Genomic DNA, 15,111 nt, shown 5'->3' with positions numbered 1-15,111 from the left:
GCTCAATGCAAAATAACCAATAATGAACAGATATGATTATATATTGTCAACTTTAGTCACATTGTGTCAGAATGTAAATATTGTTAATAGGTGTTCTGTTTGCGGAGCATTCGGTGTGTGACCACGGTCACGTGATGCTTTTCGGGAACCTTAGTACATAGAAAACGGTTTACGAGTAAGGTGAGACATGACAAACGCAAAGTGGTGTATTTTTGGTGCAATTATTACTTTATTGGCCTTTTCCGGTCAGGCGTCGCAGACCAATCAACACAATATCGTCATGATCATCGTCGATGATCTTCGCCCGGTGCTCGGGACGTATGGCGATGAAAAGGCTTACACGCCTAATATTGATAGACTGGCGTCTCAAGGCGTTACATTTAATAAAGCCTATGCAAATGTGCCAGTATGCGGCGCCTCGCGCGCCAGTCTCCTCACAGGGTTGCGACCTACTAAAAATCGGTTTCTCAATTACAAAACTTTGGCAGAGATTGATGCACCGGGTGCTAAATCGCTCCCCCAGGTACTGCGTGAAAATGGGTATCGCACTATGGCCATAGGCAAAGTATTTCATCACCCACGGGATTTAGCCGATGTTAGCTGGAGCGAAGGCGTGCATACATCGGGAATGCCTCACACAACATCGTTGCGAACCGATGCTGGGATAAAACAGGATGAGCAATTAGCAGCCCCAGACAACACGAGTATTCCTTGGTACGAAAGTGCGGATGTCGATGACGAAGATTACCCAGACGGTAAAGTAAAAAACAAGACATTAGAGGCGTTATCATTTCTCGCTTCCAAAGATGAGCCTTTTTTTCTAAGCGTAGGTTTTATTCGCCCCCACCTGCCTTTCTATGCGCCCAAGAAATATTACGATCTTCATCCTCTGGAAAAGTTCTCACCATTTTTTCATCGGACTCGTCCCAGCCAAGCACCTGCTTCGCTGCACGGTTCCGGCGAAATTAAAACTTACAGTTTTGGCGATTATGTCTATAACAGTGACGAATTCCATGTCGCTTCCAAGCGCGGCTATTACGCGTCAGTAAGTTACGTGGATGCCCTGGTTGGTGATGTACTTGAACAATTAACATTCTTAGGTTTGCGGGAACATACCACTGTAATTTTTGTAAGCGATCACGGTTTCCATTTAGGCGAACACAACTTTTGGACTAAACACACCTTATTAAAAACGGCGTTGCAAGTACCTCTCATCATAGCTGGCCCCTCTGTAGCAAAGAATGAAAAATCAGATGCACTTCTGGAACTAATCGACATTTTTCCTACCGTACTGGATTTAGCCAAAATTCCCAAACCGCAACATATTGATGGACAGAGTTTTACAAAAGTAATGACCGCACCTTCAAACACCCACAAAAAGCAGGTTTATAGTCGCTTCAAAAACGGTGACTCTATCATTACCGATGATTTGATTTTTACTACCTATAAAGCAGATGATTCGCGCGTTGAGGAAATGCTATACGATTTCACCGTTGACCCATACGAAACCATTAATCAGTCAGCAACCCCTGACTATAAGAAGCATGTAAACGCATTAAAAACGATGTTGCAAAACTGTACGAAATATCACCAATGCGTTACACACTAGCGACTGGTCATGGCATTTAGGGGAAATAGATCTATGGGGATACGGGTGAAAATGAGACTCTACAAAATTCTTTTGGGCGTACTTTTAGCAGGTTTTCTAATGGGTTGCACAAAGCAGGAGGGGCCTGCATCGACAGCTATCCAACAATATAATACAAACCGACCCAATATTGTATTTTACCTGGCTGATGACCAAGACTATACGGATTATGGTGTTTACGGTAACAAAAAGGTCGATACTTCAGCAGTTGACCGCTTGGCAAAAGAAGGCATGTATTTTGGCAACGCATTTACAGGGCAGGCAATTTGCGCCCCCAGCCGATCTCAATTGTTTACCGGAAATTACCCCATAAAAAACGGCGCTTTTGCAAATCATACCCCCACTAAACCCAATATAGACGCGGTAACAAAGAAAATGCGAGCCCTGGGCTATGAAGTAGTGTTAGCGGGGAAAAGTCATGTGAGACCGGAGTCAGTTTATGACTGGGATCGGGAATGGGAGCCGGTACCCAAATCGGGAGTTCCCCGTGACTATATTCCGTTAGAAGACATTGAGAGCTACTTTTTAACAGCTACAAAACCGTTTGTGATGTTTATTGCCTCAAAGTATCCCCATGGCAAGTACTTCACGGTAGAAGATCCTGTGCCTGAAAGTTTAACGTTTTATCCTCACGACGAGCACTTAAAAACAAACCCGGACTATATCGCTAAGAGAGCAGGCTACTATCGCAGTATTCAGGAGGACAATACTCAACTGAAGTATGTGTTGGACATGGTCGACCGTATTCTTCCTGATAATACAGTGTTTATTTACAGTGCCGACCATGGAGTATCCGGTAAATTCACGGTAAGAGATATCGGATTAAAGGTGCCATTTGTGGTGCGGTGGCCTGGCGTTGTTCCCGCCAATTCTCATTCAGAACAACTGATCCACTTTACTGATGTATTACCTACTTTTATTGACATCGCAGGCGGTGCAACAGATAGCGAGATGGACGGTAAAAGCTTTCTCCCTTTATTAAGGGGAATAGATAGGCCTATACATCAATACGTTTACGGCATAAGCACCAATCAAAACATCATTAATGCCCATGTATTCCCCTCCCGCATGATTCGCGACAAGCGCTTCAAATACATACGAAACTTCAACGCACTGGACGTATTAAATGAAAACCTCACTGACAATGAAAACGCAAATGTGTTTTTGCGATTAGGTGCGTTAAAACACGCTGATACTCCCTTTGAAGAATTATATGACTTAGAAGCCGACCCTTTCGAAAAAAATAACCTGATTAATGCGCCACACATGCGAGATGTAGTTGAACGACTTAAAACAGAACTGTTTTCATGGATGGAGAAGCAAGGGGACTTTCTCGATGAAGAAATGGGTAACGTGCCGTTGCTCTATGCTCCTACATTCAAACTCGATCAAAACAACCCGCTGAAAAAAACACGACTAAAGCCTGAGCACTTAAACATCTTGAAAGAAGATGATTACCTAATAATCGAACACTGGCAGCATCGGAATGAAGAATAAGGACCGCAAATGAAATTATACATCCTCGCAATTGTATTCTGCTTTGCACTCGCTTCCTGCAGCAATGGGCCGTCGCTTTCCAATTCCAAATTTAACGAAAAAGTTGTATCGCCTAACTTCACTAAGCCCAATATTGTGATGATAGTGGTCGATGATTTAGGTTGGTCTGATGTTGGGTATAACCAGACAACTGATTTATTTGAAACGCCCAATATAGATATGCTTGCTCAACAGAGTCTGAATTTCGACAATGCTTACGCAGGAGCGGCAAATTGTGCCCCTAGTAGAGCCGTTTTAATGTCCGGTCAGTATGGCCCTCGACATGGCGTATATACGGTTTCACCATCAGCCCGGGGGGATATAAAAACACGTAAGTTGATCCCAATTAAGAATAAAAGGGGCTTATCTACAGAGATTACCACTCTAGGCGAAACCTTGAAAACCGCAGGCTATACAACGGGACATTTTGGCAAGTGGCACTTAGGAGCTGATCCTGATGAGCAGGGTTTCGATGTAAATATAGCGGGCAGTCATCAGGGGATGACGTTTCATTATTTTAGTCCTTACAACTTACCGAATATTGAAGATGGTCCAGAGGGAGAGTATCTAACCGATCGATTAACCGCGGAAGCGATCAGCTGGATGAAAGCCCAAAAAGAACAACCATTCTTTGCCTACATCCCGTACTATACTGTTCACACACCTTACCAAGCAGTGCTGGATAGAGTAGAAAAATACCGGAATAAAGGAATTACCAACGAAAAGCAGGCAACTTATGCGGCCATGGTAGAACACATGGACACTAATGTAGGACGCATAATGAATATGTTGAAAGCTGAGGGCTTAAATGAAAATACTCTGGTGATTTTTACTTCTGACAATGGGGGATATCGCATGTCTTCCTTTCCGTCGCCTTTACGCGCGGGTAAAGGATCTTATTACGAAGGCGGTTTGCGTGTCCCCTTGTTATTTCGCTGGACGAGTAAAATCCAACCCGGTACAAATCACACGCCGGTTATCAATGCCGATTTTTATCCAACCCTACAAGCACTTTCACATGCAAAAAGCCCAACACAACCCTTAGATGGCATAGATTTGACGCCCATATTAATGGGCCACCAGCAACGGGCTTTGAGGGACATATTTTGGCATTTCCCGATTTATCTAGAAGCCCATCACGCCCCGACTGATCAGTCGCAAGATCCGCTCTTTCGCACTCGGCCCGGTAGCGCAATTCGAAGCGGAGACTGGAAGCTTATTCAGTATTTCGAAAACAATGATTACGAGCTATACAACGTAACTCGGGATGTTGGAGAAACCGTTAACGTCAGAGATCGCTATCCAGAAATTTTCAATGAATTGAAAGCCAGGCTATCGAATTGGCAGCAAACTATTGGAGCGGATATTCCCTCTCAATTAAACCCCATGTACGACGAAGCTTACAACCGACGTAGGAGTGCTGCAATCTTGACGGAGGATAAACGTTGGCCAGGGCTTGCTGAGCAGTCTCATTAGTCACGAGCAGCTAAAGAACCTTTGGAAACCCCGTGCCAAGGCTATTCAAGTGGCCTTTACTACATATCCAGCGCGGGTTTCAGATGTTCTATCGCTCACCTGATTCGCTATAGATATTGCTGTGGCTTCCGGCTTGGTACTTGAAGCGCTGTTTATATCTTTTTTGGAAATAGCTTTTATCAGTAAGCTGCAGCGTATTTTATACCGAAAACTACCACATTGATCCCGGACAAACTAAAAAGGTCTGACAGTAATATTGCGGAAACGTACCGCGTTGCGTTTGTCTCTTTGCATCTGGTAAATTTCGCTTCCGTGATGTTGAAATGCGATAACACCTGCGCTGTCTTTTGCATCCTCGACGTGTGTAGTCAATATGCCGTTGACAAAGATTTTTATGTCCGTGCCTCGACAGACAATTTTAAGTTTATTCCACGCTAAATGTTTATAGGCTTCACTTTGACGTGAACCCCACTCACCTAAGTGGTTTTTTAAAAAATCTTCATCGCGGTGAGAGCGTGTTGGATGCACTGGGTACAACCACTTTCGCCTTCCTTGGTCAAAAAGACCACCGGTCCATCGCCTTTCGCTTGGGTCTATTTCAGCTTGGTAGCCTATAACTCGTCTACCATTTTCGGTTTCTTCAATTTGCCCACGAAAAATTATACCTGAGTTACTGAACTCAGTGGTGTCTGGCATCTTCACTTCAGCTTCCAGAATAAAATCGTCATATTCTGCTTTGGTAGAATAAAACCAGTTTTTTTCGGCAATTAAATGAAGTTCACCATTTTCCAGTTTCGCTTCGCCATAGGAATATACGTTCTCAAATTGCGTAAGCTTCTGATCAAGCAGCCTTTGAGCTGACGCACATCCAATCAGACCGCTTAGCAAAAATACCATCGAAAATAATAAGTGTACTTTCATTTCAATTTACTCATTTATGGTTCAGGCAGCCGAATCTATTGCTGTAACACCAAGCCTCGCCACCTACCCCGTGAATAGGCTGTGCCACCTTTTTCAGGTATTTTTCCGTTGGTAACAGCTTTCGACAGTACGGCAATTATATCGCCAGGTTTAAGCGTTAGCGGGCCCAGGTGAAAGTAGTTTTCCTGATAATCGGTAGTGGTTACCTGTGCGGGCAACACCCGGTAAACAACCTGGCGAACGAACATAGCCAGCATAAGTATCATCCCTTACCGTTTATCACCGGAACAAGGCTAAAATGGTATCGACCTGTCGGCAGCGCACTCCACTCGGTGATTGATAGATCTTTGCTACGCGCCGCTTTCCCTACGCGATAGCCTTTAGGTGGAATAAACGTTGCCAGAGTATTAAAAGGAATAGTGATATCAACGTTGACGCTGTCCTGTGACACTTCCCACGCAACCTCGACTTCGCCTTGTGGCGTGGGAACAGAGCCTTCAGCAAATGCTAATCGCGAGGTTAATTGCGGTGCTATATTCACCTTTTTAAATCCAGGAGTAGCGGGAGTGACCCCTAGGATCCCTTCATAGAACCATCTGGAAATAGTGCCATAGGCATAGTGGTTCAGAGAATTCATACCCTGTGGATTGAACCCATCTTTAATTGAATAGGAATTCCATCGCTCCCAGGTCGTTGTGGCGCCGTTGTTGATAGAATAGAACCAGGACGGATACGTTTCTTTGAAAAGTAGTTCATAGACTAAATCGGTACGGCCAGCCTTTTGCAGCGTCTGTGCAAGTAAGGGGGTGCCCAAAAAACCGGTGCGTAAGTGCGTGTCCGATGCCTCCAGAAGCGCAACAAGCTTCTCTTGTGCTTGTGCTACTTCGCTTTCGGGGAGAAGGTTAAACGCCAACGCCAGTAAATACGCTGTTTGTGTGCTCTCACCATGGGTCACGTTTAAGTTGTTATCGAAAAAGTAATTTCGGAACGATTTAGCGAGTTCACTGTGCTGATTTTCAAAAAAAATAGCGTCTTGAGCATGCCCCAGGGTTTTGGCTGTTTTGGCGGCTAGTTCTACGGAGCGCGCAAAAAACGCGGTTGAGATGAGCGAGAAGTCAGTATCACCTCTATTGGCGCTCTTTCCCTCAGCTTTAGGGAAAGGTTGAAGCCAGTCACCAAAGGTCTTCATAGTAGAAATCCCTTGGGACGCCTGACTCTCGTGATACTTTACCCAGGCCTTCATCGAAGGATAGCTGTCTTCGAGGATCTTTTTATCTCCGGTCATCATATACAACTCCCATGGCAGGATTGTTGCCGCATCGCCCCACCCCGAGGAAGTCCAGTTAATCCATTCAACGAAAGGGATATACAGTGGAACAAAACCGTCTTCAGTTTGCTCCTCCCGTAAACTTTCTAGATAGGCTGCCCAAAACCCGTAAACATCTGCCATGTACATTGATGGTGCGATAAACGCATTGGCATCGCCTGTCCAACCCAGTCTTTCGTCACGTTGAGGGCAATCCAGTGGTATATCAAAAAAATTACTTTTTAGGCCCCAATTTATATTACTGAAAAGCTTATTGAGCTTGGGGTTTGCGCTTGAAAAATTGTTATAGAGTTCAACGTCGGAATGCTGCACTTTTGCAGATACCCAATCTAATACCGGCACTTTACTATCATCAAAACCAGACACTTCTACATAACGATAACCGTGAAAAGTAAATGTGGGCGTGTAGCTAGCAACTTCCGTTCTCGCTGGTAAGTAATAGTCAGTAGAATGGGCAGAGCGATAATTTTCTGTGTAGAACTCGCCTTTATTTAATGCCTCTGCAAAGCGCAGCCTTACTTCTTTTCCGGCCACAACGGGTAGCGCAATAGAGGGAACGCCGACCATATTCTGTCCAAAGTCAAAAACTACGGTGTCTTTGTTTATCTGCTCAAAGGAGATAGGTTTAAGAGTGTTGATATTGCGAACAGGAAGGTGCCTTTTAGGGCGTAATGCGGTGTTCTCTGAAACCGCCTCTTCAATAACAGCTGCCCAACCTGTATCGTCAAAACGAGGACTATTCCATCCAGGCATTTCAAAATGCTGGTCGTATTTCTCTCCATCGTAATTGCTTGCAAAACGAACAGGGCCTGACTGTGTTGATTTCCACGAGCTGTCAGTAGTTATGATATCTGTGGCACCGTCTTGATAGGTAATTTCAAGTTGAGCCATGAACCTGGGTGGCTTGGTATGATCAGTTTCCATAAGCCCTGCGATGCGGCCTGCATACCATCCTCCAGCAATGGTCGCCCCCAGAAGGTTTGCATCTTGTTGTACTAACTGTGTTACGTCATAGGTCAGGGTTTCAATGCGTTTTTCATAAGGCGTCCAACCTGGTGGCAGTGCATCGTTTTCCGAGACATCTACACCGTTGAGGTAGACCTTAAATACGCCTTTTGCCGTGACATATAATCGCGCTTTAGACACGTGTTTAGAAACAGAAAACGGCTTTCTGAAATATTGTGGCGTCGCAAGTGTACGCTTTGATGGTGACAATTCCTCCTTAGTTGCTGGTGCGCCTATCCACACAGCTTTCCAATCTGAGTTATTGAGCAACCCAAGCTCTATTTTAGCAACTTCACTCCACTGCGATACCTTGTTATTGTCGTCCCAAATACGCACTCGCCAAAATACAACCTCTCTAGATGTAAGAGGCTTCCCTTGATAGTCTACCCATGACATTGCTGATGACTGCACTTTTCCGCTATCCCATTTATCAGGTTTGTTGAGCAAACCAGTTGGCGATGAACTCACTTGGATCTGATACGCAGACTGGCTTTTAGACGCCCCGTCAGAGGGTGCAAATAGCCATGAAAAACGAGGCTTAGGTTCATAGTAACCAATGGGATTAACAAACCCCTCTCCCACCTCAAGCGACGTTGGACTCGCAAGTACTGCACTGTCCCTTGAAGTACAAGCACCTGTCAAAACGGTACACAGCACTGTAAGCAACATAAGACGAATCAAAATCATATCAACACTCCGGTATCGTTAATCTGCGTCAAGCGCCAGGATTGCAGGGCTGCTTTCGATATAGCCTATTCTATGCGCTACCGCCTCAATCGTACCTTCTTCAACAGCGATCTCATCACTGTACGGCCGCCACGGCGAAACATTTTCATGTTGCTTGATGCGATAAGAAATAAATGCGCCTGGTGTTTTACTCGAAATAACTATCTTGCCGTCTCTATGTGTGATTTTCGGCGCTTCAGTCTTCGGTTGGTTCTGTTGTTCATTCCACAGTTCACTGATTAGCTGCCTCTCTGGCTTTAGTGGTTCATCGCCAATTTGTGCCAGCCATGTGTCTAAAGCGCGTTGCATGTGACTGAGCTTTTCACTGTAATTCGCTACCCGAGCCAGGTTTGATAGCTCATGTGGGTCATTGCACACGTCAAAGAGTTCATGCTCATCTTTTTCACTGCGAAACCATTGTCGCTGCGAAGGGGTGAGCATATCTTTCCTGTTGAGTTGCAGTAACTCCTGCATCGTAGGAATTTTTTCCCTGTACGCCACTGGGAGATAATAAGGTTTCTCCGGTCTGTAGTTACGAATGTACTTATAACACCGACTTCTCACCGTTCTGACTGTATCGGTTACGCCATCAAACCGGTCAGCAGCTGCGAACACGTATTTTCGTTCCGCAGACCTGTTGGCAATGAAGCTTCTACCGTGCATATATTTGGGTATGGGGGCTCCGGCCATTGCTAGCGTAGTGGGTGCGAAATCGACAAAGGAAATGAGTTGCTCATCAATGGTGCCTGCTCTGTAACCTTTGGGAAAGCGAATAATAAGCGGAACCTTCAAGCCGCTATCATAAATAAGCCGCTTTTGTCTTGGCATCGGTCCACCGTGATCTGAGTAAAAAACGACAATGGTATTTTCCATCAACCCATCTTTCTCCAATAGCGCTAATATGGCGCCTATTTGTCGATCAGTTTCCGCAAGATTATTGTATACCTTCCACAAGTCACGCTGGACTACGGGCGTGTTTGGCAGATAAGGAGGAACAGGAAAAGCTGCGTCTTTTGGAACGTGAATGGGCGTTGCCGCTTTATCAGTTTTGATTCTGTGGTCGTTGGGTAGTTTTGCAATTTTATCCGCATCACTGGAAAAGTAGTGTCTTTGCTCCAGCTTTCTTATGCCGTAAGGTTCAAACAACCCAGACTCATGAGTAGTCGTAAAATTAAAAACTGAGAAAAAGGGTTTATTGCTTGGACGGTTGCGCCAATGAGCGTAAATACTACTATCGTTCCAAGCCGTTTTCGGCGCGTTAAACTGATAGTCTGTTTTGTAATTGTTTGTGGTGTAATACCCCGCATCCTGCATTAGTTGGCTCAACATTTTTGCTTCTGCAGGCGGAACTGCTTCGTATTTCGGGAGGCCGGTTTCATCTGTATTGGAGCCGGTTCTCATATTATTTGCCCCAAACGATGTAGGGTACAACCCAGTTGCCAAGGCCGCCCGGCTTGGGGCACAAACCCCTGACGTAGAAAACACGTTAGTATAAACTACGCCTTCTTTCGCTAGACGAGATATGTTGGGCGTTTCGATAGTATGGTCCCCGTACATTGGCAGTAGCGGACTCATGTCTTCAATAACCAGCCATAATATGTTTGGCTGGGTACTGTCTTTTGCGGCACTCACGACACTGCTAAACGCCATAAACACAAATAACAAAAACACGCTTATTATTGGCAGCAGGTATTCCCTCGTTTGCGCGCCATAGCTTCTTCTCAATATGTCCGCCATAAATCACTGTCCCGTCAATCGTTAACTCATTGCTCGATCGTTTACTAACAATCATGATATTAACACTATTTTAATCATTAATGTAAATATATAATCAAATTCAATCTTTTTGAATGGATGTAATCATGACAAAAGGCGATATCAGTCGACGTTTTTACTGCTTAACCAAGGCAGTACTATACGTAAATTGGTTGTTGCACCAACCTTTGCTGACTAGCATAAACTTTTTATGTCCATGCTTTTAAATGAAATTAAACATCTTTACTTTTAGATACATGAAGTTAACCAATATCAACGCTACATTGTGAGCGAAAAAGATTGTATATGACCACTATTTTGTTTAAAGTTATTTCCGCATTAACGCAATTTTAACGTTTTTCGTATCAAGGAGATGTTGTGAAGCGCTTTAGGCCCCTCGTCTGTTATACCCTTCTAAGTTCCGCTTTACTTGTGTCAGGTTTCGCTTTTGCTCAAACCTTTGATAAAAGCAGTTGTTTTGAGGTTGAGGCAATAGACAGGGTATGGGCAGGGCACCGCGTAGCATTTGACTATGTTGGAAAAGGCGACAAACAGATTGTGGCTTATTACGATGCAAGCCGACAAATGAGTGTTGCTTATAAACCATATCCAACTGGTAACTGGATATATCAAAAGTTAGACAGCTACCTTGGGTGGGATAGCCACAACAGCGTCGTAGTAGGCTTAGATGAGCGCGGGTATATTCACATCGTCGGAAATCTGCACGTTAACCCGATCGTTTATTTCAAAAGCGAACACCCGTACGACGTTAGAAGTCTTAAACGCGTTGACTTTATGGCAGATAAAGAGACAGAAAGTCGTATGACCTACCCTGAATTTTTTAATGGTGCTGATGGAGAACTCTATTTTAAATACAGAAATGGCAGAAGTGGAAGCGGGAATGAAATTTACAATGCTTTCAATGCGCAAACCGGTAAATGGCATAGGCTTCACGACACTCCGCTAGTAGATGGTGAAGGTGAGCGAAATGGCTATTTCTGGGGGCCTGTTTTAGGGCCTGATGGCTTATTCCATTTATCATGGGTCTGGCGCGAAACGCCTGTTGCGGCATCAAATCACGATATTTCTTATGCAAAAAGTAAGAATTTAGTAGATTGGCAAAAGTCGGACGGCACTCCCATTCGCTTACCAATGAAGTTAGACAACGCTGAGTTTGCCGTTCCGTTGCCACAACATTCGGGGATCCTTAATGGTCACACACCAATCGGGTTTGACCATAAGGATCGTCCTATCATTTCCTACCAGGCTTATGATACCAAAGGGGATAGTCAGTTATTTGTGGCCCGCAATATCGCAGGCGAGTGGCATTCTCACCAAATCTCGAATTGGACGGACTCAAGACAGGAGTTAAATCTCACAGGGGCGCTGCCAACCACGCTCACAGTTAAGAAACCTGCTCAACTACTAGAAAACGGGGACGTTCAGGTATTTGCCGAGTTAAACGGAATTGTTTACGCCTATAATCTCGATGCTGAAACGCTACGCGTAAAATCCTCCTCAACGATTCCCAAAATACCTGAGGCGTTACAACCTTTCGACAAAGATAATGACATGCCGCTCTATACGAAACCTTTACACCAGTTAGTCCAAGGCGAAAACTTTCCAACTGCAGATAAGAAATTCTATTTAGCGTGGGAAGCTCTTCCACCAAATAGAGATAAAGGAAGGGCGAGTATCCCCGAACCAACTACATTGACCGTGCATTGCCTTAAATAATGCTGTCAGAGAATGTACTCATTGATTGAGTTGTAACTTTACTAGGAATTACCATGAATAAATTTAGGTTTAGTCTTATAAACGTTCTTGGCGCTCTAATCGCAACAGTATCCGCTAGCGTTATTGCACAGGACAAACCCAACATTATTTTCATACTCACAGATGATCTTGGATTCAATCAGATTGGTGCATATGGCAATACGCCCATAAAAACTCCGAACCTTGATGCGCTTGCGTCAAACGGCATTCGTTTTGATCAGGCCTATGCTGGCAACACCGTTTGTTCTCCGTCCAGGGTATCTCTTTTCACCGGCCGGGACGGGCGTTTGATGACAAATAACTCAAATACAGTCCAGCTTACTGACAAAGATATCACATTGGCACACGTACTAAAGCACGGCGGCTATGATACTGCGTTATTTGGAAAATACTCTATTGGCTCTCAAATGGGTGTAACTGATCCTTTGGCCATGGGTTTTGATACTTGGTATGGCATGTACTCCATTCTGGAAGGCCATCGCCAGTATCCACAAATTTTGTGGCGTGACGGCAAAAAGATCCGTATCCCTGAAAACGAAGGCGGCAAAAAGGGAGCATACGCACAAGAGTTGTTTACTAAAGAAGCTATCGATTACATCAAGCAACCTCGAGAAAATCCATTCTTTATTATGTTGGCTTATTCATCTCCCCATGCTGAACTTGGAGTTCCCGAAAAATACAGTAAGCAATATGATTTTGAAGAAAAGCGTTACAGCGGCATGGAAGGAGGCACGCCAGCCGACAAGTATGCTTCGTATTATCCTGAGCCTGTGGCCAAACCCAATGCAACGCTAGCGGGTATGGTGTCTGCTTTAGATGATTATGTAGGGCAGATTGTGGATCAACTGGAAGCAATGGGGCAGCTCGACAACACATTGATCTTCTTTACTTCGGATAATGGCCCACATGACGAAGGTGGTGCAGACCCTCAATACCTCAAAGCATCTGAACCCTACCGTGGTATGAAACGCGATTTGTACGATGGTGGCATTCACGTACCGATGATTGTGCACTGGCCTGAGAAAATTAAGACTGCGCGCACGGATGATACCCCATGGCTGTTCGCCGATGTTTTACCCACATTTGCGGAAATCGCCGGCGTAAACCTGAATATGGTTCCCAGAGTCAAAACAAATGGTAAATCCATCGTTGGTTTGTTGAAAACAGAACCAAACGAAATGGAAGAGCGCGTACTTTACTGGGAATTTTCCAAGCAAGTGGGTGACCCAAATTCAGGGGTCATCGGCGATACCTATCAGGCTGCTCGCAAAGGGCAATGGAAAGCCGTTCGCTATGGATACGATGCACCTTTGGAGTTATTCAATATAGAAAAAGACCCCGCGGAACTGAGTGATGTTGCCAAAAAGCATCCCAAGATAGCAGATGAGTTTTTAGCCTTGTTTGAAGAAAACAAAGATTCGTAGCAATTCAAAATATTTGGTAAATAACAATGTTAAAAGCGAATTTCATGTTTAAGAAAACACAGTGGTTACTATCTCTATCCTTGACAGGCTGCCTAACATTAGGAGCCTGTACGAACCAACCTTCGACCAGTGAAGCTGTGATGAGCGATAGCGCAAAACGCTACGTTGACTACTTCGCAAACAACGCAGTGGGCAACCCGTTAGCGATAGTCCAGCACCCCGCGGCTATCCATGAGAACGGGATTACGTATGTGTCTTATCAAGGGCCCAAAGAAGATCCTTTTGTTGCAACATACAATCACAGTACTCAAGAATGGCATGGGCCATTTAAGGCGGGAACGAGCGAACTAGGTAGACGCGAGGGCGGTAAAAAGTTCGATAACCACGGCAAGCCAACCATGCTTATCGACAACGAAGGTTACATCCATATTTTTTATGGCGGGCATGGTGGTCACTCCTCCGACGGTAAGAATCCGCTCGGCAATACTCACTTTGGTGCCAACAAACACGCGGTATCCAAAAGACCCTATGACATCACAGAGTGGGAAGATTTAGACAATATTACGCCATTTGGTACTTACAATCAGGCGGTAAAAATGGATAACGGCGATATTTACCTGTTTTATCGCCACGGCGCCCATCGCAGCGACTGGGTTTACCAAAAATCTGTGGATAATGGCCGAACATTCTCGGCCCCCGTCTCTTTTCTAAAACACAAGAGAAGAACAGACATTAAAGCGGTTGATAGCTGGTATGCCTGGGTGGGAAAAGGCGAAGGCGACAACCTTATCATTTCATATGACTATCACGTTTGTTGGGACGGTGGTGCAGGCATAAACGGGCGAGGGCACACGACCGAGCGCCACGACGTTTACTTCATGAATTTTAATACTCAGACCAACGAGTGGACCAACGTTAAAGGTGAAGCCTTAACCCTTCCCGTTACCAAAGAAGAAGCCGATGAAAAAACACTGGCGATGAAAACCGGTGACCTTTGGACCTTCAACGGTACGTCCCGTCTTGACAGCCTCGGCAATCCGCACATTGCGATAAACGCAGGCGTCGATAAAGGCGCCAAAACCGGTGGACCAAAGCAAACCAGGCATGTCTGGTGGGACGGCGCACAATGGCGGGGAGGTAGCAAAATTATTAACTCCTATGAGGGCATATCCAGAGGGGATTTTCGCGTTTCCAAACCCGACGACATCCGCTACCTAGTTGCATATCAAGAAGAAGGTGATGCAATTTTGTCGTGGTGGCATAGCAATGAAGATGGCAATTCGTTTTCAGAGGAAACTACGGTGCTCAAGAAAGACAATGCGAGTTTCGCCATCAGCACACTCATTGAGAATCCCCATCCGGACGCGCAAATGCTCGTTGCGGAGAAAACAAGTGATGAGGGGATAAAGATTTATCTGGTTGGTGAACATGGTCCCATTCCTCGAGCGCTAAACGACCTAACGTCTGCAAGACAACCGGTTATGTAATCGCGTGTAAACACACTTGTGTTTGTGAAA

Annotated in this window: 10 protein-coding genes; 6 read left to right on the top strand and 4 right to left on the bottom strand. The window is 44.9% G+C overall.

Annotation, left to right across the window (positions count from 1 at the left end):
- Positions 1-187 precede the first annotated feature (187 nt).
- From KO518_RS01205 to KO518_RS01195, 3 genes are all read left to right on the top strand, one after another.
- A complete protein-coding gene (locus KO518_RS01205) occupies positions 188-1,609 on the top strand; it encodes a sulfatase (protein ID WP_216023978.1) in 1,422 nt (473 codons plus the stop codon).
- Positions 1,610-1,708: 99 nt separating this feature from the next.
- Positions 1,709-3,145 (top strand): sulfatase, encoded by a 1,437-nt coding sequence (locus KO518_RS01200; protein ID WP_252735728.1) that lies wholly within the window; start codon positions 1,709-1,711, stop codon positions 3,143-3,145.
- A 9-nt stretch (positions 3,146-3,154) separates the two neighbouring features.
- Complete coding sequence (locus KO518_RS01195) at positions 3,155-4,660, top strand: sulfatase (RefSeq protein WP_216023977.1); 1,506 nt, start codon at positions 3,155-3,157, stop codon at positions 4,658-4,660.
- A gap of 234 nt (positions 4,661-4,894) precedes the next feature.
- Here KO518_RS01195 and KO518_RS01190 read toward each other — a convergent pair whose 3' ends face one another.
- From KO518_RS01190 to KO518_RS01175, 4 genes are read right to left on the bottom strand one after another with little or no spacing between them, the layout of a single operon-like run.
- A complete protein-coding gene (locus KO518_RS01190; protein WP_216023976.1) occupies positions 4,895-5,581 on the bottom strand; it encodes a DUF1080 domain-containing protein in 687 nt (228 codons plus the stop codon).
- Between the two features lie 35 nt (positions 5,582-5,616).
- Positions 5,617-5,838, bottom strand: a complete 222-nt coding sequence (locus tag KO518_RS01185) for a hypothetical protein (RefSeq protein ID WP_216024418.1) — start codon at positions 5,836-5,838, stop codon at positions 5,617-5,619.
- 5 nt (positions 5,839-5,843) lie between these two features.
- Entirely contained in the window at positions 5,844-8,600 is a 2,757-nt protein-coding gene (locus tag KO518_RS01180; RefSeq protein WP_216023975.1) for an alpha-L-rhamnosidase, read from the bottom strand.
- 18 nt (positions 8,601-8,618) lie between these two features.
- Positions 8,619-10,376 (bottom strand): sulfatase, encoded by a 1,758-nt coding sequence (locus KO518_RS01175; RefSeq protein WP_252735726.1) that lies wholly within the window; start codon positions 10,374-10,376, stop codon positions 8,619-8,621.
- A gap of 396 nt (positions 10,377-10,772) precedes the next feature.
- Here KO518_RS01175 and KO518_RS01170 point away from each other — a divergent pair, with 396 nt between their 5' ends.
- The 3 genes from KO518_RS01170 (at position 10,773) to KO518_RS01160 (ending at position 15,081) form a co-directional block, all read left to right on the top strand.
- Positions 10,773-12,131, top strand: coding sequence for a BNR repeat-containing protein (locus KO518_RS01170; RefSeq protein WP_216023974.1), 1,359 nt, complete (start codon positions 10,773-10,775; stop codon positions 12,129-12,131).
- A gap of 53 nt (positions 12,132-12,184) precedes the next feature.
- On the top strand, positions 12,185-13,594 hold the full coding sequence (locus KO518_RS01165) for a sulfatase-like hydrolase/transferase (protein WP_216023973.1): 1,410 nt from the start codon (positions 12,185-12,187) through the stop codon (positions 13,592-13,594).
- Positions 13,595-13,734: 140 nt separating this feature from the next.
- Positions 13,735-15,081 carry a BNR-4 repeat-containing protein gene (locus KO518_RS01160; RefSeq protein WP_252735724.1) on the top strand — a complete coding sequence of 449 codons (1,347 nt, stop codon included), beginning with the start codon at positions 13,735-13,737 and terminating at the stop codon, positions 15,079-15,081.
- Positions 15,082-15,111 lie beyond the last annotated feature (30 nt).

It is taken from the genome of Aestuariibacter sp. A3R04, from assembly GCF_018860805.1.
In the GTDB taxonomy this organism is placed as follows: Bacteria; Pseudomonadota; Gammaproteobacteria; order Enterobacterales; family Alteromonadaceae; genus Alteromonas.
The sequence above is the reverse complement of the archived record's forward strand: the minus strand, read 5'-3'. Positions and strand labels throughout refer to the sequence as shown.